Origin of the sequence: Peribacillus simplex (assembly GCF_001542915.1) — a bacterium.
Taxonomy (GTDB): Bacteria; Bacillota; Bacilli; order Bacillales; family DSM-1321; genus Peribacillus; species Peribacillus simplex_B.
Genome location: NZ_LNNH01000031.1, coordinates 1 through 26,295, shown reverse-complemented (window position 1 = coordinate 26,295; position 26,295 = coordinate 1). Strand labels below are relative to the sequence as shown.

Sequence of the window (26,295 nt, the reverse complement as noted above, 5' to 3'; positions counted from 1 at the left end):
TTAGCTCCGGTTTCCCGAAGTTATCCCAGTCTTATAGGCAGGTTGCCCACGTGTTACTCACCCGTCCGCCGCTAATCTCAGGGAGCAAGCTCCCGTCGATCCGCTCGACTTGCATGTATTAGGCACGCCGCCAGCGTTCGTCCTGAGCCAGGATCAAACTCTCCGAAGAAATGTTTGACTTGCTCATTTGCTTTTTTGATAGTGTGTGCTCACTTAAAATTTAACGTTGGCGCTTTGTTTTGTTCAGTTTTCAAAGAGCAATTTTTCACAACGTCGCTTTAGCAACTTTATGAGTATAGCACCTTCCTCTGCGACATGTCAACAGCAAGTTTCAAAATAATCTTGTCTGCCTTTGATGTCGTAAGCGGTGTATTTAATATATTATCACTTGGCCTAAGACAAGTCAATTCAATCTTTGGATATTTTTCATTTTTTTCACGAACCTGCCGTCTTCTTCTATTATAATATATCCTTCCTGCCGAATAAGGCCCATACCAAGCATAAAGGAATGAAAATAGAGGGCAGCCATGACAGCTGCCCTCCTTGTCTACAATTATTATTTGATGGAAATGACGTCCGCTTCTTCCCTGTCTACAGTACCAGCCTTTTCAATCTTCACGCTTTCCCCCTCGGAAAGGTTCGTAAAGACGATTGGCGTGATGATGGAGGCGGCATTGTTTTTAACATATTCTAAATCGACTTTTAGCAACGGCTGCCCGCTTGTTACCTTATCATCTTGAGCGACAAGTGCTTCAAAGCCTTTGCCTTCCAGCTTAACCGTATCGATCCCGACATGAATCAAGATTTCACGTCCAGCATCGGAGACAATACCAATTGCATGTTTTGTAGGGAAGAGATTAACGATCGTGCCATCCACTGGAGAAACGACCAGTCCTTCATGCGGTAAGATGGCAAACCCATCACCCATCATTTTTCCGGCAAAGACTGCATCCGGCACTTCAGTAATCGGCTTCAATTCCCCTTTGATAGGTGAAACAAAGTGATGGGTTGCCCCTTCTGTCCGTAAAGGTTGCGGAATGATATCCTCGATTTGGTTTTCGACGCCTTTTTCCGGAGACGCTTCAACCTTACGAGGCCTTTTCCCATCCATGATATCTTTCATTTGTCCTTTGATCGTTTCCGAACGAGGTCCGAAGATAGCTTGGATATTATTGCCCACTTCCAGCACTCCAGCAGCCCCGAGTTTCTTCAACCTATTTTTATCAACGCTGCCGATATCATTCACGGATACACGAAGACGGGTAATACAAGCGTCTAAATGAGAGATATTCTCTTTTCCGCCCATAGCTTCAAGGATATCTCCAGGCAGGGTACCCGCTGTACTTGCAGATCCAGCAGATTCAGCGTCTTCATCTTCTTCCACTTCACGACCAGGAGTTTTCAGGTTGAACTTCCGGATGGCAAACCTGAAACCGAAGTAATAGATAAGCGCAAAGACTAAACCAACTGGAATGACAATCCAAGCATTCGTTTGCGGATTAATCAAACCGAACAGGACATAGTCAATCAATCCACCCGAGAATGTCATCCCGATCTTAACATTAAGCAAATGCATCGTCATGAAAGAAAGACCGGCAAACACACAGTGGATACCGAAAAGTACCGGTGCAACAAATAAGAATGCAAATTCAAGCGGTTCCGTAATACCCGTCAAGAACGATGTCAGAGCTGCAGAAGCCATCAACCCACCGACAATTTTCTTACGTTCCGGTCTAGCTTCATGATAAATGGCCAATGCTGCAGCTGGTAACCCGAACATCATGAATGGGTACTTACCAGTCATGAAGGTACCAGCAGTTAAATTCTGAACACCATCTTTAATTTGTTCCATGAAAATACGTTGGTCACCTTTAACCTCTACCCCAGCCGAATTGACATAACTGCCAAATTCATACCAAAATGGAGAGTAGAAGATATGATGCAAACCAAACGGGATTAAAGCACGTTCCACTACCCCGAATATAAATGCTCCAAGCGTTAAGTTGGCACCTAACATGTTTTCGGAAAACGAATTTAGACCAGACTGTATCGTCGGCCAAACCAAGATCATCAACAGCCCAAGAATAACTGCACTTACAGCTGTCGCAATCGGTACGAACCGTTTACCCGCAAAGAATCCTAAATATGGAGGAAGTTCAATTTCATAAAATTTATTATACATAAAAGCAGCCATGACACCGACAATGATACCGCCAAAAACACCTGTTCCCAATGTCGGGATTCCAAGAACATTAGTATACATCGCACCATTGTTCTTAATATCGACAGCATCAATTCCAAGAACTGTTCCCATCGTTACATTCATTATTAAAAATCCTATAATTGCAGCAAGTCCGGCAACGCCATCCCCGCCTGCTAACCCAATCGCGACCCCAACAGCAAATAGCAAGGGAAGATTGCCAAAGATAATATTTCCGGCATTCTCCATGACGGATGCGACCATTTCAACTCCGCCACTCGCCAAGAACGGGGCGATATTCAACAAAGTCTCATTTTGCAATGCATTACCAAACGCAAGCAAGATTCCGGCAGCCGGTAATATGGCTACAGGAAGCATCAAAGCTTTACCGATTTTTTGCAACACACCAAACAACTTTTTAAACATGTATTTTCCTCCTCTTTAATAATTTCCAGACTAATAAAACGGTTACATATGGTGATATAATGCATTTTCCCACGCAGCATTTCCCCAATACAAAAAGGCATAAGCAAAGATAGGATCGAAATGAAATCAGGTATATATTACCCTCTTTCATAACAATCATTCTCCTCACTTATGCCTGATCGAATCAGTAACACGTAAGATAATGCATTTTTATTTTATTTTCTTTTGTAATCGTTGAATATGCATCGTTAAATAGACAGCTTCCGCATCACAAACCGGCTTGCCTAATTTCCTTTGCATAATTTTTATTAGCTTCCATGAGATATTGTAGCACAAAGGATATTCTTCTTTCAATAGCAAAGCGATTTTTTCTGGCTCATCCACTTTTTCCCCTGCGAGGACCCTATCTACCATGAATCTTAGATGACGGACCAGGCGGGAATAGTCGATGCTCTCTTTGTTTATCCGTACCCCGAGCTGCTCTTCCACCACTTGTATGAGATGATAGATTAATTGCGAATGCTGATTGACTTCCGATAAGTCCTTGTTGGCTATTGCACTATGGATATGAAGCGTTATGAATCCGATTTCTCCTTGCGGCAGGCCGATTCCTGTCTTGTCTTGAATTAAATCGATGACATCGACGGCGATATCGTGCTCAAAAGGATAGAGGGTTATCGTTTCTTTCAAAAATGGGTTTTTGATAGTCATTCCTTGTGAAACACGCTGAAGGGCGAACAATAAATGATCAGTTAATCCGACATGTATATGTTCATTGAGCTTTCCCGACACTCGATCATTAATAAGATGAATGGATTCTATAATGGCAGCTTGGAGATTCTGGTCGATCTGCGGCAAAAGTTTTTTGTAACTTTCCTGCTCCTTAACATCTTTTAGAACAAATGTCTTATCAAAAAGTTGCGGACTTAACTCCTCGCCTTTCTTTCTGTTGAAGCCTATGCCTTTCCCGATCGAAACCACTTCGCCATACGACGGATGCGTGGCAATCACCACGTTATTGTTCAATACCTTTTCAACGATAAAACCGCTCATTTTTCTCCCTCATTTTTTCGCAAAGTCATCCTTATGCGCACAGGATAAAGTACTCAGTACTTAGTCCCTTTACTATACACGATTTGTCCTTTCTCTTACAACCGAAAGAAGAGCCCCCAAAAAAGGGCTCTTCTGATCAATGCGTATCATTACTTCAAGAAAATAAAATATAAAAGGAAGACGACTCCTAGCCCCCACATGATGGGATGAACTTCCTTGGCTCTTCCCTTCATCGACATCGTGATCGGATAGAAGATGAATCCGCAAGCTATCCCCGTGGCGATCGAATAAGTCATCGGCATCATGATGACGGTAAAGAACGCTGGAACGGCCACTTCGAACTTGTGCCAATCAATATTCTTAAGTGAAGATGCCATCAGTACTCCGACTATGACCAATGCCGGAGCGGTCACCGCCGATGTTACGACGGAAAGAAGCGGGAAGAAGAAAAGCGATAGGATGAACAGCAAACCTGTCACCACGGCCGCAAATCCGCTTCGTGCACCGGCTGCCACGCCCGATGTTGACTCAACATACGATGTAGTTGTGGATGTACCCAGGATTGCACCTGAAACGATGGATAAAGAATCTGCAAGCAACCCTTTTCCCACTCTAGGAAGGACATTATCTTTCATTAAGCCTGCTTGCTGCGCTACAGCCACCAACGTACCAGCCGTATCGAAGAAAGCCACGAACAAGAAGGTCAATATAACGATTAACATTTGTCCCGTGAAGAGATCTCCCGGATTTCCGAAAGCATCGAATGCAACCCCAAATGTAGGGGCAATGCTTGGAACCGCTCCGATGATTTTCTCAGGAACAGGCACTTGGCCAAAAATCATTCCGGCGATGGCCGTAATGACCATACCGATGAACACGCCGCTTTTGACGCCCCTCGTCATTAAAATGACGGTTACGACAATTCCGAAGACTGCCAATAACGTATTTCCCGAGGTTAAATCGCCCAAGCCGACAAGGACACTGTCATCATTCGTAATGATTCCGGAGTTTTGGAACCCTACAAACGTAATGAATAAACCGATACCCGCTCCAACTGCGTATTTCAGCTCGACCGGTATTGCATTGATAATTTTCTCACGTATTCCAGATAAGGAGAGTAAAACGAAAATGACCCCTGATATCAAAACGCCAGTTAAAGCGGTCTGCCAAGGTATTCCGAAACCAAGAACAACGGTAAAGGCGAAAAATGCATTCAGTCCCATACCAGGGGCGAGTGAAATCGGATACCTTGCTATGAGCCCCATCAATATCGAGCCAATTGCGGCAGCTAGGGCTGTAGCCGCGAAAACCGCTCCGTAATCCATTCTCAATTCATCTGGATAGTCATCGATGCTTTGCAATGTCAGCATCACAGGGTTAACAACCAGGATATATGCCATAGAAAGGAACGTTGTTAGACCGCCAAGTATCTCACGGCGATAATTCGTTCCCAATTCATTAAAACGAAAATAATTCTTCATTATGAGTCTCCCCTATCATAAGATCGTAAGCCAAAAGACAAAAAGCCCGATTCGCTTCCGAACGGGACTTGACTACTATTATGTAAAGAAGTGGCCACTTGGCCTCTGTTCACATCGTAGTCAAGCCGTTAACGGCAGCTTGGTAGAAACTTTTGGGCCATATCCCCAATATTATACGACAATTATGTTTTTTTATTAATATAGGTATAGTGTATCAGTCGCCAAAATAATCGTCAATATGTCTCACGAATATTTTTTATGTAATTTCAGGAAACGTTCGCGTTTCGCTTTATATTCCTGTCTAATTATGGGTATACGTTCACCAACATACGTGAAACAAAACCACATCACATACTCTTTCGTTAATCCCACAAAAAAAATCAGTGAAGGTCTCCCTTCACTGATCAGCTGCTAGTTGCTTCTATTCCCACTCGATCGTTGCAGGCGGCTTGGACGTAATGTCATACACGACGCGGTTTACGTGGTTCACTTCATTCACGATTCTCGTCGAGATGATCTCAAGTACATCCCACGGAATACGTGCCCAATCCGAAGTCATCCCATCAATGGATGTAACCGCACGGATGCCGATGGTGTAATCGTACGTCCGGGCATCGCCCATGACCCCAACACTGCGGATGTTAGGCAGCACCGTGAAATACTGCCAGATTTCGCGCTCTAAACCATTCTTTTTAATTTCTTCACGCAAGATATGGTCAGATTCACGAACGATTTCAAGTTTTTCATCAGAGATTTCGCCCAATACACGGATACCTAAACCTGGACCCGGGAATGGTTGACGCCATACGATTTCATCCGGAATGCCCATTTCACTTCCAAGTGCACGCACTTCATCCTTGAATAACGTATTCAATGGCTCAATCAATTTAAATTGCATATCTTCCGGCAGGCCGCCGACATTGTGATGCGATTTGATCGTTTGTGCAGTGGCCGTGCCACTTTCAATAATATCCGTGTAAAGCGTACCTTGCGCAAGGAAATCGATGCCTTCAAGCTTCGTTGCTTCGTCATCGAATACGTAGATGAACTCGTTACCGATGATTTTCCGTTTTTGCTCGGGATCGGATACGCCAGCTAGCTTCGATAGGAAACGCTCGGATGCATCGACCTTGATTACGTTCATATTGAAGCCTTCGCTGAATGTTTCCATTACTCCTTCAGCTTCGCCTTTACGAAGCAATCCGTGATCAACGAAGATACATGTCAGCTGATCGCCAATCGCTTTATGGATCAATACGGCAACAACGGAGGAATCGACACCGCCGCTTAAGGCGCATAATACCTTTTTATCTCCGACCGTTTGGCGGATTTTCTCCATCTCGATTTCAATGAAGTTCTCCATGGACCAATCGCCCTTGCAGCCGCAAACTCCGAATACGAAGTTTTTCAGAATGTCATTACCGTAAACCGAATGGCGGACCTCCGGATGGAATTGCACCGCGTATAATTTACGTGACTCGTCACTCATAGCCGAAATCGGGCATGATGGGTTCGTCCCATCAACGGTGAAGCCTTCAGGAGTCTCAACCACTAAGTCACCATGGCTCATCCAGACGATTTGCTCTTGCGGCAGGTCACTGAATAGCTTGGATTCATTTTGGATGGCTAATGTAGCTTTTCCGTATTCACGGTTTTTCGCCGGCTCCACTTTTCCGCCAAAATGCTTGGTCATCAACTGCATGCCATAACAAATACCGAAGATCGGCAGACCCATTTCGAAAATGCGTTCATCACAGCCAAACGCCGCTGCATCATAAACACTGTTCGGGCCCCCTGAAAAAATGATTCCGGTAGGATTCATTTTCTCGATTTCTTCTACCGTGATTGTATGAGGATGAAGCTCACTGTACACACCGAATTCACGGATACGACGAGTGATCAATTGGTTATATTGGCTTCCGAAATCTAGTACTACGATCATTTCCTGGTTTTTTTGCAATTCTGTTTTCCCCGGCACAAACGTCACCTCTATCAATGTAATTCACCCGTATAATCGGGTGATACTTTCTTATAAAAAATATTATCATAAAAAAAGAAAAACTAAAAATCCACCCTCAAAAATACACAAAAAGTACAGACGAAGGCAGATTTTCAGCTTTCCTGTTAAAATCCGCCTTCATAGTCAAATCATTTACGGTGATTCGGTAGAAACTTTCGATCCATATTATCGAGGATATATGAAGGATATATTAGTTTAAGTTAGTTTTTGTTATTGTATCAATATAATAAAAACCTGGTCAAGAGCTAGTTTTTTTCATCAAGCGTTCCCAGACGCTTTGAAAGTGCTCCCATTCGCCATCTTCCACGTCTCCACGATACAACATTATTTCGTATCCAGCCGTCATTTCGCTCATCTCATTTGTACCGTACACTGCATCGACATAAGCTGCGTACTCCCTTAACGTCTGCCCAGCTGGTCGAATTAGCCCAGCCCGGTTTAATTGCTTCAATAAAATGGCATACGCAGACGTGAAATGCTGGCCGGATTTCCGCCTATACATAAGGATGTGCAGATGCGGAATCCATTTCCTTCTCGAGATATAGCTTATTGCCAGGAGAATCAGGACAATCATAAGAGCGGAGGCCATCCATTTCCTTTGCCCGTCCAGTCTCCGTTCACCCTTTTCCTTCATGGATTCAGCATCGTTATCGGGTTTATCCAGGCGTTCCCTCTCCTCTACCTTTGGTTGCTCTGCATTAGCTGGGGCATCCTCCCGGTTCTTGATTTCTTGCTGTTTCAATTCCGAGTCATAAAATTCGACTTCCCCGTTGAAACTCTTTGTTGGTTCGAAGGGCACCCAGCCTATTCCCGAAAAATAAACCTCGACCCAGGAATGTGCATTATTGTTGGTGACTTTATAAACGGATTCTCCACGATTAACCGTTTTCTCCCCTTCCGTGTAGCCCTTTACCCATCTGGCAGGTATATTGGCGGCACGGAGTAATACGACCATTGCCGTCGAATAATTATCGCAGTACCCTATCTTTGTCTCGAATAAAAATTGATCGGCATAATCCTGATTCGTATCTGGATATGGTATTTCATCTTTTGAATAAATGAATTCAGGGCGATCGAAATAATTCTCAATGACTTTTGCCTTATCGTACCAATTCGTTTCATTTCTCGTAAGCTGCGTAACCAAATCATAGACCCGGTTAGGCAATCCCTCAGGAAGCTGTGTATTTTTTTCCATTAACACAGCCATCGATTCATCGGGTTCCGTTACCTTCCTTAGCTCAGCTATATCAAAACTAGGCATGTCATAGGTCAACTCATATTCTTTCATTAATTGAGGGTCGCCATTTTTCCATTCGGTAATGATTTTGTCCATGCCTAGATAATATATAAAATTCATTTCGGTGTTGCTGTTATCCTCAATCTTTTTTAAATACCCGGATTGAGGATGCAGGATATGCGGATACATTTCTTCCATGGACACTTCAGTTGTCATTTCCTTCGTTTTCATCACTTCAGGAACTTGGTAAATATCCAATGGGCCCATATCCTGACCAATGGAAAAAGAGGCAACGTCCGGTTCCTCTATGGAAACCCAGCCCTTCCCTGTATAAACATCTTTGTTTTCCACTTTCCAATAATGCCCCTCAGTTGCATTATTATAAAAAACGACGGAGCTATCAGGCTCTATCGAACCGCCAAGACTTGAATCATCTTCATCGTAACCGACGCTTTTGTCCTTAGAACCATCGCCTTCCTGCATCGTTTTATTTGAATAAGAAGTGATATAAGGAACTGGGTCGGGCCACTGAGGAGAGAGCTTTGGACCGATGAAGCCAGCGACGGTACTTAACACGATCACGCCAATCAGCACCATGGCCCATTTTTTGATGGCTGCCGGCGGAAACGCAATCTGCTCCTGTATCATGAGACGCAGCAGGGAAAGCAGGCCGAGCATCAGAAAACCAGTGATGATGATCCTTATCATTGACATGTCCCCCGCGTAAGGAGTGAATGTATCAAGTACAGATACGAAAAATACCGTTAAAAGGAAAAAGAAAAAAATGCTTTGCCTTACCATCACCCAGTAATGGATCAAATACGTTACAAGCCATAGAAGCACAAAAAATAACAACGTTCGAAATGGGTTTGTGATCGACTCCCAATTCGCATCGTATATAAACCTTAAGTTAGCTGTAAAATCGACTAGAAACCCACTCATCCATGATATACCATTTATTGAGTGAAGGAGCTGTAAGGAAAACATGATATACACGGAAATGAGGATAAAGCGGATGGACCAATGTATTTGGAAGTAATGCAGTAGCAGGGAAAAGATTAAAAACAGGACAAAAATAAAAATATTGCCTGTATCCGTAAGTTGATCGACCGGCCTTAGCCACTCAGTGGTCAAGATCAGACCAAAAACATATAGGATGATATGCATGTACCTTTGCAGCTTTTCACCAGTGACAGTCATTTTGCCATCACCCCCGTTCTATCGAACCGCAGCTGCTCAGGTTCAATAAAGCTAACCTTGATTCCTTTTGTCATAGCAGTAGTCATTACCCTTTTTTCCTCATCCAGTAGATTTTCCGGATTCTTCATGCATAACATCGTTAACCCTCTATTAGTGCGGAAAGCATTTAATAGTTCCATCTTTTCCCTGGTCAAATCGGATACGATGAAAATCACGGCTACGTTTGCCGGCAAATTTCCCTTCCTTCCTTTATCAGCTAATGCATTTGTTTCATCCGTTCTTTCTTTAGCAAGTCTGGTAAAAATCTTCCTTCTCTGGTTCCTGCCCGCCGCGGCAGGCAGGATTAGACTCGAAGACGTACTCGCATAACCAACCTGGATGCCCTTTTTTAACAGGCTGTGGACAAAGGAAGCCGCCGCAATAATGGATTCTTCAAATGATATCGATGGCTGGTTATCAAGGATGATCCATACATCCCGATTTTTTTGCACTTCGAATTCCTTCGTCATGATCTCACTCGTTCGAGCCGTCGCTTTCCAGTTGATCCATGAAAGCTGATCACCTGGCTGATACTCCCTCACCCCGGATACCACCGAATGTTCCCGATGTGTTTTCTTTGTCGGGCCTGCTTGTCCCTGATTGAACAATTGATCGAGATATAGGGAGTCAAGCTCATGATACGTAGGGAAAACGGTTATATTCATAGGAGAATCGAATATCGCCTCCTTTTCAACGAGTCCAAAAAAGTCCCCTATCAAAAAACGGATCGATTGGAACCTATGCTCACCACGTGGCAGGCCCTCCAAAGCATACGACAAGCTGATGGTACGCTTGCACCCAGGGAAGATCAGTGCCTTTCTATAAATCCCACTATCTTCACTATCTTCCATATCTCCTGGCAATTCCTCCTCTATCACCAGAAATAAGAGCGGGAGCCGGTTCTTACGGGTGAACGTCAGGTTCATTTCAACGGTTTCACCTGCCTGGCATTCTCTTTTGCTGACGTTTCTTTCAACCGTGATGGAGTGAAGGGGATAAAACAGCAGAATCATGGCATACGCGGCAAATGGCAAAAACGAATAAAAAATGAACCAACTGACAAATCCGCCTTGAAACATCGCAAAGCAAAAGGAAGTGGCCATAAGAAATACCAACCCGGCCGCATTCATGTTTTTCTTTAGAAAATGATTGAAGCTACGCATTATGACAAGGCCCGTTTCACAGGCACATGAGTCTTCGCGACAATTTCGGTGATCACCATTTCAGCATCGAAGCCATCATAATTCGCTTCAGGTTTTAAAATCAGGCGGTGGGAGAAAACGAACGGAGCTAAATATTGAACATCATCCGGCAGGACATAATCCCTGCCCTGTATTAGTGCATAAGCTTGGGCTGCCTTCATCAAAGCAATCGATCCACGCGGACTGACCCCAAGATAGACAGCCTGATGGCTCCTCGTTTCATTGGCCAGTTCAACAATATATCCTTTTATTGTGTCATCCACGATCACCATCTTAGCCTCTGCCTGCAGGGCCTTCAATTCTTCCAAGGTGATGACTGATTCCAGCTCTTCAAGCGGAGCCATGTATTGAGCTCTTTGCAGGACCTCGATTTCTTCCGCAACACTCGGGTAGCCCATCTTCATTTTTAACAGGAATCGATCCAATTGCGCTTCCGGAAGCGGATATGTGCCCTCGTACTCAATCGGGTTCTGCGTCGCCATGACAAAAAAGGGCTGCTCCAATCCCCTGGTGACGCCATCGATCGTCACGCTTGCCTCCTCCATCGCTTCAAGCAGGGCAGACTGCGTTTTCGGAGAGGTCCGGTTAATTTCATCTGCCAAAATAATATGTCCCATTATCGGTCCTGGCCGAAAAATGAACGCTTGTTCCTTTGGGTTGAAAATCGAAACGCCGGTTACATCGGAAGGGAGTAAATCAGGCGTGAATTGTATTCGCTTAAAGCTCGCACCTATCGATTTGGCAAGCGCCCGGACCATGACTGTCTTGCCTACTCCCGGAACATCCTCCAACAAAACATGCCCACCGGAAAGCAGTGCGACGATGCTCAGTTCTGCAATATCCCGCTTTCCGATAATCACTTTTTCAATATTTCCTAGAACCTTTTCCAGTTTTTGATTTGCCTGCTTATAAATCATTCGCTACCTCCTGGGAAATCTATCACGATTATCTCATTTCCAATCTATCTCCGACTTCTCTTTACAGTAACAGCCAATTAATCCTTACATTGTAAGTTTACTAGATATTCCGTAAACCATAAACGAAATTCTCTAAAAATATTAGTGCAGCTTAAGGAAAAAGGTATGGTAAACTTATCCTAAGTGAATATGAACCTTGCAGAAAAGGGTGCTGCCTTGTCAGCTTAATAGGGAATTCGGTTCAAAACCGAAGCTGTTTCCGCAACTGTAAGTGCTAATGAAATAAGATGCATACCACTATTTGATGGTGGATTGGACATTTGTGCTATCCATCATCAAATGGGAAGGTTCTTAGAGTAAAATGACGCACAAGCCAGGAGACCTGCCTTTTTTTATCGTATCATGCTCTTCGGAAGATAGGAGATTGTACGGCAGCCTTCCATCTTTTTTTCTACTAGGAATACATGGATGCTCGATGCCGACCAAAACTCTTGGTCGGCTTTTTGTTTTGATGCGAAAAGCGATACGGCAGTCATTCACCAAACTACGTAAAGGAGGAAGAGTTATGGCAAAGAAAGACCTTCGTTTTTTATGCTATCCATACATGCGCGAATCCGCTTCCACAGTCGATTTTGAAATACGAACAGACTCCTTGACGACGCGAATCGGCATGGCCGCATCCCTGACGAAGGATGTTCCTGACGTTCACCGGGATTTAATGGTTTTGCTGCCCATGGCCTATCATCTAAATGGTTCAGTCCGTGGAAAACTAGCCATCAGCGACCATGACCTGGACCATTTAAGTTCGATTTATGACCGGTATGTCGCAGAAGTTAAAGAACAGATCCAGACATTTGTGCTCCCCCAAGGGTCAACGGCGGCATGTGCCCTGCATGCCTGCCGCAGCGAAGCCAAAAAGTCCGTCCGAGCTTTGCACAAAGTCAGTCTGGAAAGGGAAGTTCCGGACATCCTTTTCGATTACGCCCACTTGCTTGCAAACGTTTTATTCGTAATGGCAGTCTACGTTAATAAGCGACAAGGCTTTGAAGAAATACCTTTTATTAGCAAATCTTATCCTACTAAACCGATGAAAAAACAGATGGAGGAATAAATAATGAAATGTACCCAAAGATTCAGCTGGATTTCCATGCTTATGCTCGCCCTTTTCCTTACAGGATGTGGCGTAACGGATCAATCTGCAAAAGATGATAAAAAAGCGAACGAGGCGAAGAGCTATACCGTTACAGATGATACTGGAAAGAAAATAAAGTTCGATAAGGCACCAGAAAAAGTCGTTTCACTGCAGCCTAGCAATACCGAAATTCTATTTGCCTTAGGACAGGGGAAGAAAGTGGTTGGCGTGACGGACTTCGATAATTATCCCGAGGAAGCGAAGAAAATCGAACATGTTTCAGATTCCGTGAATATCAATGCAGAAAAGATCATAGCCCTGAAGCCAGATGCGATCATCGCTTATACCGTTGGCGATGAAGCGACGCTGAAGCCACTCGAAGATGCCGGCATCCCTATATTCATCATTAAATCGGCAGCCAAATTCGATGACGTATACGGGGATATTGAGCAGATTGCCAAAGTGATGGGAGTTACCAAGAAAGGCGATGCATTGGTAAAGGATATCAAATCCCAAATTGCAAGTGTCGAAGAAAAAGTGGGAACCTTGGATGAACAGGAGCAAACATATTTTGAAATCAGTCCGGCTCCGGAAATCTATACAACAGGTGACGAAACCTTCCAACAAGAAATCCTGGAAACCGCTGGCATTAAAAACGTCTTTGCCGACCAAAAGGGCTGGGTTAAAATATCCGGGGAAGAAGTCGTCAAGCGCAACCCGGAAACGATCCTTACCACTGCAACCTATGTAAAAGATGCCGTTGATGAAATAAAATCACGTAAAGGTTGGGAAGAAATCGCTGCCGTGAAAAACGATGACGTCCACCTGCTTGATGAAAGTGTCATGTCCCGTCCCGGACCAAGGATCGGTGAAGCTGTAGAACTTGCTGCTAAAACCGTTTACCCGGACTTATTTAAATAATATTGAACAAGGATGCTCCGATATATCGGGGCATCCTTCCATTCATATCATTCGCTACATTAAGTGATGGCAATCGACTCTGCTTTTCTTCCTTTGTTTATGCTAAAATGAAGGCACTCCAAACCTATGATATCCGAGGTATCGATCATGTATAAAAGATTCTTCATTTGGGTCTTGGCAATCGCCCTTCTTTTAGGGCTTCTTAGAGCCATCATGGACCTTTAGCAAAAAAAAAGATAGGCAACTACAAGGAGATGCTGTCTGCCTTTTTAATTTTCAGGCGGCATCTTTTTTTCGTAACTGTCGGTAATCAGAATTGCACCTTCATTTTCACTCCAAGTGGAATGAAACGGAATAAGTACACCACCACACTGCAGGCATCTTGATCTTAGTGCGGAGTGGAAGAGACGAAATATTACAAACAAAAATACCCTACAGGATAGACATTTTTCATAGTGTCTTCCTGTAGGGTATTTTTTAGCTAAAGCCCTTTTTCATGTTCGTTTAGTAGCTCCATTCAGCTTTCCCATTTTCGGGATGATGATAAAAAACAAACACACGACCGCAAGCGCTAGAATGATAACAAGCAAAATCGTCAGGTCAAAATGAAGCGAGGGCTCCGCTTCTTCTTCGCTTGTCATTCGCTTGCCGGCCTCTTTGAATAATCCAAGCTGTTCGGCCTTTGAAGCGATGGTATTATTATTCTCCGTTACTGGGGAAAGAAACAGTGAATCCGTCACCGAATCGACGGCATCATATTTCCCTCTTTCAAAGGAAAGGTCCTTTTGTTCCTCAGGCAGTCTCTGCTTTTGCTCCAGCAACCCCTCCTCATGGAAATACTCCGTTTGAATATCAATATCCTTTTCCTGATATTCGTTGGGCTCGACCATCGGCTCCTCGGCGTGGCCATGCGGATGATCGATAAAGAACAAAACGAACAAGATATACCATACATATTTATTCCGCTTCATGGGCCATTTCTCTTCTTTCTGTAAAGCGCTTCACTATATAGGGAATGACCGATCCGATGAGCGTCAGTATCATCAAAATGATGATGGCCGGAATGAATGCCGACTGATCACCGAATTGGATGGACATGTATACGTCTGCAACCGGATGATCGACGTTGAAATTAGGCATGATCAAATCCAATAATGGAATCATGAAGAAACTGATCAAACCAATCACCAGCATCGCCCCGACAAACGGCCCGATGGAGAAGGCAAGCCGGGTGCATGCAGAACAGAAGAATAACAGCAGGACGGTGAAAACGGTCCATTTAATCTCCTGCATATCCCCCAAAGGATATATTTTCAAGCCATAGATGCTGATGATCAAACCTACAATTAAATTCAATAAAGCGTTCAGTGCTGCATGGACCATCATTGGAAGGGATCCATAATGATGCAGGAAAAAACCGATCAATAAGCCGGAAATGAGGATGATCACCAACATGACGATCGGCGGGATATTGACCTTTTCCTGCTGAAGGACTTCTCCGCTGATTTGAACGGGATTCGCTAAATACTCATAAACATACCCATTCTGCTGATCATCGACTAGCGTGTTATTCAAGACACTGTATACGTCCGTCTTGATTTGAACGGTCGAATCCACGTTTTTTGACCAATTATCATTAAGCTGATCGGCCCTTTCCTGTACGGAGCCCACTTTCACTTGCAGGTCGGCGGTATCCTTCGTAACCGTTTCTTGACGCTCGGCCACCGAATTGACAAGCTCGGAGATGAAGCCGACAGTTGTCGCTGTATTATCTTGAAGCGTTACAAACATTTCACCATCAAGGTTCAACGGCGGTTCCGTTTCTATTTCAGGTGGCTCCATATGATCCGACATTTGGGCAGATACTTCTTGAGCACGTACGGTAATTGCCGCCAACTCAGCTAACGTTGCTTCCTGCCCCGCTTTTACGTTTGCATCATATTCCTTCATAAAACCTAAGATGGAGTCGGAGAACACTCCGAAATTATCATCGACTCCTGCTAAACTTGTTTTGACGAGTTTAGCTCCCTCATCCACGTTTGGGGAAACCCCATTTTTCAGGTTTTCCAATTCCTTTATATTGGCTGCAAATATTTTATCGACTTTCGCTGCCGTGACTCGTTCAGCCAATTCATTGTAAGATGACAGCGAGCCATAATAGGATAGGAGCTCATTTGCATTACGGTTGGTGATGGAATTATTAAAGACCTGCACCAGCACCGCGCGCCTTTCTCCCCCCACTTTTTCAAGGAGGCTCTGCTCGGAACTCCTGATCTTCGCGATGGCCTCGTCGATGGTCATATTTTGGATGTTCTGCAGCTCCTCTATATCCTCCTGTGACTTTTTCCATTCATCGCCAAGATCCTTGTAATCGGAGCCAAGTTCATGATAATCAGCTTGTAGCTGCTTATGCTGTTCCAGTAGTTGATAATATGAATCTACCAGTGCATTGAACTCCGTTATCACTTGATTATAATTCCCGGTTCTGCCGTTCACCGTTCCGCTGAGGTTATTGATTTCTGCTTGGAGTTCTGCTGTAAGAATATTGAGTTGCTCAGCAGCTCCTTCACTCCCCTCAGCCGGCACCAAACCTGCAAGGGCCGATTGGATGCCATTGATTTGGTCCAGTAATGCCTGCAGCGAGAGCTCATCGATCGGATCCTTCTTTGTAGGGGCATCTGCCGCCTCCCCCATACCCGTTTCAGTCTCGATATCCTCTATCTTTGCACCGTTCCCTCCAGTGGCATCCGTCCCATCGCCAGAGCCGCTTGCAAGGTTTCCTCTTTGCGCAAGCATGGCAGCCTGAAGCTTATCAAGGTCTAACTCTTCCGTTTGTTTGAATTGTTCAATCGAGCTTTGTTGTTCTTGAGAGATTTTCGAAATTTGATCGACTTGCTTTCCTTTCAGGTTTGTTGTGAAGGTTTCCAACTCAGCATTGCTGGAGTCCAGCCTCTCCTTCATGATCCCGACGTTTTCACTAAAGTCTTTGTCATTTAGGCTGTACTTGGCACTCATTCCTTGCTGAATCTCAGGAATCTGTTGGCTCCCCTCATCCAACACCTTGCCATAAGCTTGCACACTGTCTTTGACTAGCTGCTGATTTTGGCTCGAAGCGTCCATGAAAAGTTTGCTTTGATTTTTTTGATATTCCTCGAACGAGGCGACATCTTTTACGAAGGAAGCCATTTGGGCTTTTGTATGACCCATTTCATCCATGGTTTCATTACTCGTCTTCCCGGCATCCTTCGTTTCGGCGAATACCCCTTCAAGCATATCCTTATGCTGCTTTATACTCCCGGCAAGGCTTTCCGAGCTAGGTGTATAGAATTCATACATCGTATTTTGAAAGGCGATTTCCTTTGCAAGGACATTATCGAATTTCTTGCGGATGTCCTCGACTGATTGGGAAACATAACTCCAATACTGTGTTGAAATATGCTTGTTCATTTTGCTTTTTGTCTTTTCTAATTCCTTTTGTACCTTTTCCATATTCTCTGCATTTAAACTTGTTTGTACCTTATACTTTATCCCCGCCTTGATTGGCCGTTCATCATTGAACGTATAAATATTCTTTGAAAAATCGGACGGGAAGTAGATAACGGCATCATACTTTTCATTGGCAAGCCCGCTTTCAGCCGTGCTTCGGTTAACTACGATCCACTCATATTCAGAATCCTTGTCCAATGTCGTAACAAGTTCCGAACCGACGTAAATCGGCTTTTCATTGAATTCAGTGCCATTATCTTCGTTGACGATCGCGATTTCACGGGATGCCGTTTCCAGTTTCTTCATTGGATTTTGACCAATATAAGAAAAAAACAAAATTGGCAGCGCTAAAATCACGAGTATTTTAGCGATTAACAGCACCGGTTTAATTTTTTCAGACACTCTCGTGCACTCTCCTTCTTTCTTCACTTAATGGAATTTGAATTTTACATTCCCGGCCATTTTGGACAAAGTATCCGTAGCCCGGCTGAATTTCTTCTTCTTTTCTCGAATAAGAGAGTGTATACAGGCTTTGGTCCGATTTTTTCAGGAGCAAGACTGCCTGCCTGACTTGCTTCAATTCCGTTGTCAATGAATCATACCCCTTGGTGAAGTCATTGGCATTTCCAGCGACGATCAGTCTGAAACCAAGATGACTATACTGCTTCATCATCCCGCTGATTCGATCCTGGATCCTGCCATCGATCGTTTGCTGAAACCGGGAAATGCTATCAATTACAAAAATGATGGCTTTGTATTCCTCTTGCTCCATCGGTTTCAACTCCAACGCTGCTAGGTACTCCCTTTCACGCTCTTCAAAGATTTCCGTAATATGATCGAGCCACTCCGTTATCTGATCTTTTGTTTCCACATAACGTACCTTTTCAATCGGAGCGTATGAGGATAAACCACGGTCGATTCCGTCAAATAAGCCTATTTCGCCAATCGATTGTGTCAGCAAGGACTCCATGAGCACTCTTAGCACATTCGTTTTTCCTTTCCTAGACTGACCGAGGACAAGCAAGAATGGATCGACATTCAGCTCCACACAAACAGGTGTAACGCTCTCCTCCGAAAGACCGATCGGGATGGCCTCCTTCTTGATGGCTTGTGTCCAGTATTCCTTGAAAGAGCCGGTATCAAGGTGCGTCGGCAACATCGCAATGGCCGGCGGCTTAGGGTATTCCCGGTACTTCCCTTTATGTTCAGCGACAGCCTGTTTCATTTCTGCCAGAACGGCTATATCATCGGCTCCATCGGCTGGTAAATAGACCTGCACGAGATAAGTTTGATCTTTTTTCACCAAAGCTCGTCCCGGGACCGGTTCATTTTCATAAGGGGTTCTGCCCAGGACTGAATATTGTTCCGAGCTGTCCATTAAATAATGAACCACTTTCGTCTTAAGGTTATTCATCAATGGCTGGCGAATGGCATTGATTCTAGTCGCCGTCAAAATCATGAAAATCCCCAGTGATTGTCCGTCACGTGCAAACTGGATCAATTGCGCCTCCTGATCTTGCATCTCATCCTTCACTAAATCGAAATTGTCGACCGTGATATAAATAATCGGCAATTTCTCCTCCGCTAACGCGTTATAAAGCTTGATGTTACTAAGCTCCTTTTGCGAAAAAAGCTGCTTGCGCCTTTCGATTTCCGCTTTCATGAATAGCATGAATTTTTCAATTTTCCTAAGCTCATCGAATCGGAAGTAATCCCCTGTATGGGGCAGCTGGCGCAATGGCAGTAACGCGCTATTGCCAAAATCGAACAAATAATAATGTAGTTCTTCAGGAGAGAATTGATCGGCAAAGCTAAAGAGCAGGGTCAAAGCCGTAGTTGATTTACCGTATCCGGAAGAACCGAATATCCCGATATTTCCATCCTCCAACCAGTTATAGATATAATTTGTCTGGCTTTGCAATTCCGGTTCATCCTTCATTCCGAGATGGATTTGATTGCTCGTCAGGCTGCTTTCACCGCTTCTCGATAGGCGAGCTTGAAGGGGCGGAAGCCATGGGCTTGCCAGCTTCTCGATCTTCATTTCTGCCTGTGTCGCCACGATATGATCGGCAACGGCTTCGATTTCACTGATTTTTTCTTTCCTTCGACTAGCAGCCTGTTCCGAAACACTCGAGATTTGAACTAGGCCAAGGTCGGTGACCAGTGCCACCTCGTCCTCCGATCCCGCCGTATCCTCCAAATAAGGGGCACCGCTCCATGCTGACTGAAACAGTTCGTACACCTCGTTATTGCCTACCTGCAAATATCCCCGCCCCGTGACTGTGATATTTGCGGCATCGCCATTTTTAAGGATTTCCTTGCTATCATTGGCATCCTGCACCTTTAGGGAAATCTTGAAGCGGGCATTACTCCATATCTGGTTATCTATGACACCGCCGGGCTTTTGCGTGGCAAGAATCAAATGAACACCCAAGCTCCGACCAATTCTGGCAGTGCTGACTAATTCACGGATGAAATCCGGCTCCTCATTCTTAAGCTCGGCAAACTCATCTGATATTAAAAATAAATGCGGCAGTGGTTCTTCCGCTTTTCCTTCTTTGTACAAATCCGTGTAGTCGTTGATGTGATTGACTTCATATCGATCGAATAGGCGCTGGCGTTTTTTCAATTCGCTATTGATGGAGGCAAGGGCCCTTGCGCTGAAGTTCTTGCTTCCCTCAATATTCGTAATCACTCCAAGCAGATGGGGAATCTGCCTGAATGGCTGCGCCATTCCCCCGCCTTTATAATCGATGAGCAAAAAGGCTACTTCATGTGGATGATAATGAACGGCTAACGATAGGATGTAGGTTTGCAGCAGTTCACTTTTCCCCGAACCCGTCGTCCCAGCCACCAATCCATGAGGTCCATGCGCCTTTTCATGCAGATTCAATTCAACTCTATCCGTTCTTCCTTTCAGACCAATCGGTACGGCCAAGGATTTGGAGGATTGGTTGGTAAGCCAGTTCTTGCCGATCGGCAGGTCCTCCACTTCTCGTGCCCTCAACAGTTCCAAAAAGGACACCGTTTCTGGGATTGAATTGTTCATGCCCTTTTGATGATCTAGTGAGCGCAGCGTCCGTGCAAAACGCTCATTACCTTCTCTAGCATGGACATCAAGTGTAAAGGGAGTATGGACAGCCTTCGATTGCTGGATGAGAATCTCACCTTGGCGATCGTTTATATACTTCACGAGTGTATGAACATTTTCCGTCAAACTTTCTTTTGCATCGGCAGCAAAAATTGTCGAGATGCCCAAATCATCCGCTCTGCCTTCCAAGTATTCCAATATGACATGCTCAGCAATTAACTGGCGATCCGTAACGATGAAGACAATATGAGGAGTGAACCTCGCTTTTCCTTTGTTCTCATCCAAATCCCGCTCCCTCAAAAGCTGATAAATCGAAGTCAATAGCTGATCGCGTGATTGTTCATTGTATATGAATCCTCTTGCATAGGCGTGAGGCAGTTGAAAATGGGGAAGCCATTTCATCCATTCCCATTCCTGATAGTCGGTTTCCGGAAAGATGGCCACAAACCGGACATCATGATAACTATGGAAAAATGCCAGCTGCCCAATCAATTGTTGCAACTCCCGTTTAACGATCGACTCCTTTCCGACAAGCCCCATCGATCCATGAGATAAATCGATCGATAACGGAAGAGCCTCCAGGTTTTTGTATACATCGACAAGTTCCTGTGACCGCTCGAGTAATTCATCAATTTCTCGATTGGACATATCGTTACTGTTGACCGAGACCTCATAGCTTGACGATATCGTCGCCGTCCCGATCTTAAAGTGGAGTGCGTCTTCACTTTCCAAGGTTCGCTCCCATATACGGTCACTGATACTTTCGGTTAGCTGCTTCATCCTTTCGAAGGATGGATAATGATAGAAAAGCACATTCCTTTGCTTTTCAGAAAGCTCTTGCAGTTCCTCCCGTTTTTGATCTAGATATCTTGTGTAGACACGTTGGCGTTTTTCTTCCCTGAATTTTTGTTTCTTTTTATCTTTAAAGTATTGTGCCGTCGAGGATACCAAAGTCGTGGTGAACATCACAATCGATATGATGATGAATATCCCCCGCGGCTGAACGATCGTAATGACACCCATGACAATCAACATCATCAGCGGCGGCATCAGGATGAGCCATAACCCTCTATTATTATCCTCCGATTCCTGGCTCGGAAATGAGATTGTCACTTTCTCGTCAGGCAAATCATAGATCATCCTTGGAGTCCGGCGAAATTGGGGATAGCTTTTCTTCATTTCCGAGATCGGCTTCTTCATTTCAGGTAAGGATGTTGCATAGGTTTCGGCACTATGAACCATTAGTAAGTCGCCTTCAATCAACCTCAGTGTCATATTAGGCAAAAAAATGAGATCGCCATTTTGAATGGGTGCTTTTGCTGCCAGCCTTTCACCATTCAGGAAAACCCTGCTTTTTTCATCGGGCATTAGAAACCATCGCCCTCGAAGAAAAACCATGGATAAGCCATTCCACGAAAGGGTTCCTTCCTTACGGAAAGTGGCTTCCGCCTTGTGTGATACAGTGATTTCTTTCAAGTTGCCGATATAATAGAGGCTTTCTTCCGATTGTCCTGCTATATAAAAAATATCGACCGTTTCATCTCCCTCACGAAACGTGAAGCTCTGTAACGGCTTTACATCACCAAGCTTCCTTTCTCCTCCATATACCTCATATTCATCGAGCCCATCCCGTTTTCTCAGTTCGATAGATCCATGTTCGAAAGGCAACGAATGGATGCGGATTGTATCCTTTTTTGCTGGCCCAATCGTAATGGGGCCGTTATGCTGATCCTTGATCGTATAGGATTGGTAGGTTCGCTGGGAATAAATCCATAATAAACTCATATAATCTCACCTCCGCAAAAGGCAATATGCTCACTCTTTGCTTTTCTCTTTTTCATCAGATGTTTTTATTGAATCCTTGCTTTCTTTCTTTTCAACTTCCTCTTTTACTGCTGGCTTAGCTTCTGCTTCCGCATCGGATTTCTCCAGGTTCTGTCCTTCCTGTTCATCCAATTGCTTTTCCAATTCCTCTTTTTCCTTTTTATATTGGATCAGCTCCGTATCGACTTCTTTAAGTTGCGTTTCCTTTTCTTCTCCAGATAGCCGATCATCCAGCTTAATCTGTTCTTTCTGGTTGATCAGCCCGTACATGATCAATTCGCGGTCCTCCATGATTCTCGCCAAATCGATCGCGTCCTCGTTCTCCCCCCTGCCTATATAAATCCAATACAAGAGATACTGACTATCGGTCTGCAAGGTGATGGCATTTTCGACATTCTTCCTCGCGGCACCCTCTAACGGTTCATAAGTGACATAAGACCTTGCCAGTTCATATTGAACGACATACGGCATTTTCCTTGGATCATAATTTTCCAATCGGTCAATAACTTCACTATATTTTTGCGTTAGGAAGCTTTCACCGCTTTCTACGTATGCAGTATTTCTTGGCTGGGAGATGAAAAGCGTATAAATCGTAAAGAACAGCAATGGCACAATGGCGATCATCGTTCCCATAAGAGTATACCGTGCCGTTTTCCACTTCTTTTCGGGGATATGCACAAATGCTTTTTCTTCCTTCTCCAACGCATCTATTCGAGATTGAATGATTGTGGAAAGTTCATCCCAGGTCCCGGCAGCCAATATGCTTTGTGCTTCGTTCGATAGCTTCAGTGTTTGATGGTAAAGCAGGTACTCTTCGAATGAATGCTGCCCATCCACAAGCGCCGAAATCGTTGCCTTCGTTTCTTGAAATAACATATCCTGATCCTGCTCATAGGGAGGCAGACTGTCCCTTACACCGTAATGGAGGAAATACGGGGACATACTTGAATCAAAAACGATATTTTCCGGACAGACGGCAAGCATCAACCGAGTCAATTGATGATTTCTGATCTTCTTCACGATTTGATAAGAAGATACCCATTGGCGTATCACATTTTTCTCTCTTGCTCTCGAAAAAACAAAAAAAGAGGCTGGTGGATTTACTCTGATCTGCACCTCATCCTCTGTCACTTCTATATGTCTCTGGAGAGCATCATCAGCTTCATGGATAAGCTGCAATTCCAGCCGATCTTGCATCGATAGGTTCGCCCGTTGAAAAACGAACATATAACCACTATCATCCTTCACCATATGTGCTGCGATTTTTTTCTCCAGATATGAGGAACTCAACTCGTCCATTTTATGTACTCCTTTACCCCTGCTAAAGGGCTTTAGACTTTTATCCTATTATGAGGCCGCACTGAATCACTAAAGGATCTCAAGGCGATCCCCAGTCGTAATCCCGCTATCGAGCAGGGTGTCATATCCTGAACATACAAACTCTTTATTCTGGACCCGCACCCAATAGCCCTCCTTAGGTGTAAGGGCAATATCCTTAAGCTGCCATACTATTTCGATAACCTTCTTGATGGATCGGTAATCCGACACTTGCAAGTCGAATACTTCACCCGTATACCTCTTTAAATCGATCGTTAATTGAATATATATAGAGCCCACCTCATTTCAAGCAAAAAAACACCACGATCTTCATAAAGAGTCGCGGCGCTTTTTCTAAATAATTCTTTATCATTTGTGACCTGAAGATTATCCGCGAATTTGACTAGCAATCTGGTTATCTGTGTCCTCAAGGATCTGAGCTGATTTATGCAATTGTTGAGAAACTTCATTCAACAATCGGGCCATATCCATGAATGAAGGCTTCAATTCCTCGTATTGCCCGACGAAAGCCTCACTGGAAGAACCTTCCCAAATGCCAGTTAAATGATCTCTCATTCTATCTAAACGACCAATGATATCCGTAACCTGCTGGCTCTCATTATCATATTGTCTAGCTACATCTTTCAGTTCTGAAGGTGTTACGCGAATTTGTGACATAGTAAAAATCCTCCTTTTATCTTATAGTTACATTTTAATGGAACCATACAAATTCTGCCATATAAATAAGAACGAAGTCGAAAAATGGTAAAAAATGATTACGTAAATTAACCTAATTCTGGAATCACTAAAGTCTATGTACCTGTTTTCTTAAGGCACTAAACTTTTTTTTCATGAAAATTTCAAAGGTTTTACTTTTTTTCGAAAAAGAAAGTTCCTTTTACCCACTATTTCAGAAGCCTTGCTCAAATATATGATTCTAGTCAAAACCATAGTGACTTTAGACTGGAATTAATTAAACGTTTGATTAATATTCGAAAAAACACCAGCCTTATCAGCAACTCGGATTCAAAAAAGGACATCCGACAAAACGGAAGTCCTTTTTACAAATATATATGAAGCTGATGCGGCTTTATTCAGCCTTACTCAGTTTTATTCGGACTTACCTCAACTTAATTCGACCTTACTCCAGATTTATTTGGCCTATCTCCGATTAATTCGTCCTAACCTCAACTTAATTCGACCTTACTCCAGATTTATTCGGACTTACTACGAACGAATGACCCGTTCCAAAAAGTGTTTTACAAATCGTTCGGCATCGACTTGCGTGCAGACGCGGATATTGGATTCGCGGTCAGGCTGACCAATTGTCCTGCCTGTCTCTTCGCCTTCGGTCACCACTTTGACGTTCATTTGTACTGTACTTACGAAACTTGAATCGATCGCAACCCCTACTGCAAGTGGGTCATGAAGAGCGCAACCGCCCAAGCCTGGATGGGAGGAATCATAAGCCTTCATATAATAATCGGTCATTTCCGCAAGAAATTGGGCAGATTCCTTACCAGACGCACGCCATTCACCAAGCTTCGATTTCGGTAAACACGTTTGCAAGGTCACATCAAGCCCCACCAATGTTACTGGCAGACCTGATGAGAATAAAAGTTCGGCAGCATCGGGATCTGATAGGATGTTCGCTTCAGCAAAGGGGGTTACATTGCCCGGTACTCGTACTGCACCGCCCATTATAATCACCTCTTTGACGAAGGACATGATTTTCGGGTCTTTTTTGATCGCCAAGGCGATATTGGTCAGCGGGCCAACTGCAATGACCGTAATTTCATGGGGGCGGCTTTTCACTTGATCGATGATGAAATCCACTGCATTTCCTTGTGATGCTTGGAGGGATGGTACCTCCTTACGTGTATTTCCCAGTCCGTCCTCGCCATGGACATGCTTCGGGTATTTCTTCTTTTCCCCGCGGTTCAATGTTTGATTGGCTCCGCTAAACACCGGTATATGCCGATCTAACTTTTCCAAAACAGTAAGCGTATTACGAGTCGCATCCTCAACGGCCACATTGCCGAAGCAAGTCGTGAAACCGAGCACCTCCAATTCTGGAGAATGTAATGCGTATGCCATCGCCAGGGCATCATCAATTCCTGTATCAACATCGAATATGATTGGTTTCATTTTTTCCACACCTTCCTGATTCAATATGTACCACTGCTTATTTCTTATGTAGCAAACAAACCTTATTCACAACTTTACCATTCCATAATATGCAGTACCAGACAAAGGTGGACACGCCTATCATTTGACAATCGGTGATGGTCTTGACTCATGATTATTGGAACAGCTAAAATTGTACATAATGACTGCATTCTTTAATCCGATACATGCAAAATGATGAACTTATGATAGTCAAGGTGGAAAAGATAAAATGAAAATGTATAAGTTAATCAAAGAAGAATCTTTTGCGTACAAAAAAGGAACAAAATTCTTTTTGATTTCGCATTCCGAATTCATCGGTGTCAAAAGCTATGTGCTACTGGCTGAAGATTTACAAGGGAAGATTGAAGTAACGGAAGAAGAATTGACAGGCAAGTTCGTTTCCATCCATTAAGCCCCCTTCATTCATAACAGTCTGTAGCTTGTGATAACTAAAAAAATAGGGAATCTCTAATGAGATTCCCTCAGTTTGTAGACAAAAGGGGTTCGGAATTAAAAAATTCCGAACCCCTTTTGAAATTCCTTTGAAATTTTGACCAAAGGTTACGAGATTTGGGCTCTT

Annotated in this window: 17 protein-coding genes, 1 rRNA gene and 3 riboswitches; of the genes, 3 read left to right on the top strand and 15 right to left on the bottom strand. The window is 43.9% G+C overall.

Annotation, left to right across the window (positions count from 1 at the left end; genetic code table 11):
• The 8 genes from AS888_RS16275 to AS888_RS16240 all read right to left on the bottom strand — a co-directional run.
• Positions 1-169: ribosomal RNA gene (locus AS888_RS16275) — 16S ribosomal RNA — on the bottom strand; the annotation flags it as partial.
• Between the two features lie 387 nt (positions 170-556).
• The gene (gene ptsG, locus AS888_RS16270; RefSeq protein WP_061143205.1) at positions 557-2,626 is read right to left on the bottom strand and encodes a glucose-specific PTS transporter subunit IIBC; all 2,070 of its coding nucleotides are present in this window, start codon (positions 2,624-2,626) and stop codon (positions 557-559) included.
• 210 nt (positions 2,627-2,836) lie between these two features.
• Complete coding sequence (glcT, locus tag AS888_RS16265; protein WP_061143204.1) at positions 2,837-3,679, bottom strand: glucose PTS transporter transcription antiterminator GlcT; 843 nt, start codon at positions 3,677-3,679, stop codon at positions 2,837-2,839.
• 149 nt (positions 3,680-3,828) lie between these two features.
• Positions 3,829-5,160, bottom strand: a complete 1,332-nt coding sequence (locus AS888_RS16260) for an NCS2 family permease (protein ID WP_061143203.1) — start codon at positions 5,158-5,160, stop codon at positions 3,829-3,831.
• 97 nt (positions 5,161-5,257) lie between these two features.
• Positions 5,258-5,359, bottom strand: a riboswitch (purine riboswitch).
• Positions 5,360-5,581: 222 nt separating this feature from the next.
• Positions 5,582-7,102 carry a glutamine-hydrolyzing GMP synthase gene (gene guaA / locus AS888_RS16255; protein WP_167353425.1) on the bottom strand — a complete coding sequence of 507 codons (1,521 nt, stop codon included), beginning with the start codon at positions 7,100-7,102 and terminating at the stop codon, positions 5,582-5,584.
• Between the two features lie 178 nt (positions 7,103-7,280).
• A riboswitch (purine riboswitch) is annotated at positions 7,281-7,382 on the bottom strand.
• A 36-nt stretch (positions 7,383-7,418) separates the two neighbouring features.
• A complete protein-coding gene (locus tag AS888_RS16250) occupies positions 7,419-9,617 on the bottom strand; it encodes a DUF4129 domain-containing transglutaminase family protein (RefSeq protein WP_061143201.1) in 2,199 nt (732 codons plus the stop codon).
• Positions 9,614-10,759 (bottom strand): DUF58 domain-containing protein, encoded by a 1,146-nt coding sequence (locus tag AS888_RS16245; RefSeq protein WP_185113113.1) that lies wholly within the window; start codon positions 10,757-10,759, stop codon positions 9,614-9,616. The genes AS888_RS16250 and AS888_RS16245 overlap by 4 nt, the downstream gene beginning before the upstream one ends.
• A 59-nt stretch (positions 10,760-10,818) precedes the next feature.
• A complete protein-coding gene (locus AS888_RS16240) occupies positions 10,819-11,775 on the bottom strand; it encodes an AAA family ATPase (RefSeq protein ID WP_061143199.1) in 957 nt (318 codons plus the stop codon).
• Positions 11,776-11,964: 189 nt separating this feature from the next.
• Positions 11,965-12,179: riboswitch (cobalamin riboswitch) on the top strand.
• Between the two features lie 107 nt (positions 12,180-12,286).
• On the opposite strand from AS888_RS16240, the gene AS888_RS16235 reads away from it, so the two are divergent.
• Positions 12,287-12,886: a hypothetical protein gene (locus AS888_RS16235; protein WP_081092491.1), complete on the top strand. Its 600-nt coding sequence runs from the start codon at positions 12,287-12,289 to the stop codon at positions 12,884-12,886.
• Positions 12,887-12,889: 3 nt separating this feature from the next.
• Positions 12,890-13,828 carry an ABC transporter substrate-binding protein gene (locus AS888_RS16230; RefSeq protein ID WP_061143197.1) on the top strand — a complete coding sequence of 313 codons (939 nt, stop codon included), beginning with the start codon at positions 12,890-12,892 and terminating at the stop codon, positions 13,826-13,828.
• Between the two features lie 494 nt (positions 13,829-14,322).
• Here the strand turns inward: AS888_RS16230 and essA are convergent, their stop codons facing one another.
• From essA to AS888_RS16195, 7 genes are all read right to left on the bottom strand, one after another.
• On the bottom strand, positions 14,323-14,799 hold the full coding sequence (gene essA / locus AS888_RS16225) for a type VII secretion protein EssA (RefSeq protein WP_061143196.1): 477 nt from the start codon (positions 14,797-14,799) through the stop codon (positions 14,323-14,325).
• Complete coding sequence (gene esaA, locus AS888_RS16220; RefSeq protein ID WP_061143195.1) at positions 14,786-17,716, bottom strand: type VII secretion protein EsaA; 2,931 nt, start codon at positions 17,714-17,716, stop codon at positions 14,786-14,788. The genes essA and esaA overlap by 14 nt, the downstream gene beginning before the upstream one ends.
• Positions 17,709-22,190: a type VII secretion protein EssC gene (essC, locus tag AS888_RS16215; protein ID WP_061143194.1), complete on the bottom strand. Its 4,482-nt coding sequence runs from the start codon at positions 22,188-22,190 to the stop codon at positions 17,709-17,711. The genes esaA and essC overlap by 8 nt, the downstream gene beginning before the upstream one ends.
• Positions 22,191-22,220: 30 nt before the next feature.
• Positions 22,221-23,528 carry a type VII secretion protein EssB gene (essB, locus tag AS888_RS16210; RefSeq protein ID WP_061143193.1) on the bottom strand — a complete coding sequence of 436 codons (1,308 nt, stop codon included), beginning with the start codon at positions 23,526-23,528 and terminating at the stop codon, positions 22,221-22,223.
• A gap of 69 nt (positions 23,529-23,597) precedes the next feature.
• On the bottom strand, positions 23,598-23,837 hold the full coding sequence (gene yukD, locus AS888_RS16205) for an ESX secretion system protein YukD (RefSeq protein ID WP_061143206.1): 240 nt from the start codon (positions 23,835-23,837) through the stop codon (positions 23,598-23,600).
• 96 nt (positions 23,838-23,933) lie between these two features.
• Entirely contained in the window at positions 23,934-24,224 is a 291-nt protein-coding gene (locus AS888_RS16200; protein WP_061143192.1) for a WXG100 family type VII secretion target, read from the bottom strand.
• Between the two features lie 549 nt (positions 24,225-24,773).
• Positions 24,774-25,694 carry a nucleoside hydrolase gene (locus tag AS888_RS16195; RefSeq protein ID WP_061143191.1) on the bottom strand — a complete coding sequence of 307 codons (921 nt, stop codon included), beginning with the start codon at positions 25,692-25,694 and terminating at the stop codon, positions 24,774-24,776.
• A 256-nt stretch (positions 25,695-25,950) separates the two neighbouring features.
• Between AS888_RS16195 and AS888_RS16190 the strand changes: the two genes are divergently transcribed.
• A complete protein-coding gene (locus AS888_RS16190) occupies positions 25,951-26,127 on the top strand; it encodes a hypothetical protein (protein ID WP_260320233.1) in 177 nt (58 codons plus the stop codon).
• The last annotated feature ends 168 nt before the right edge of the window (positions 26,128-26,295 follow it).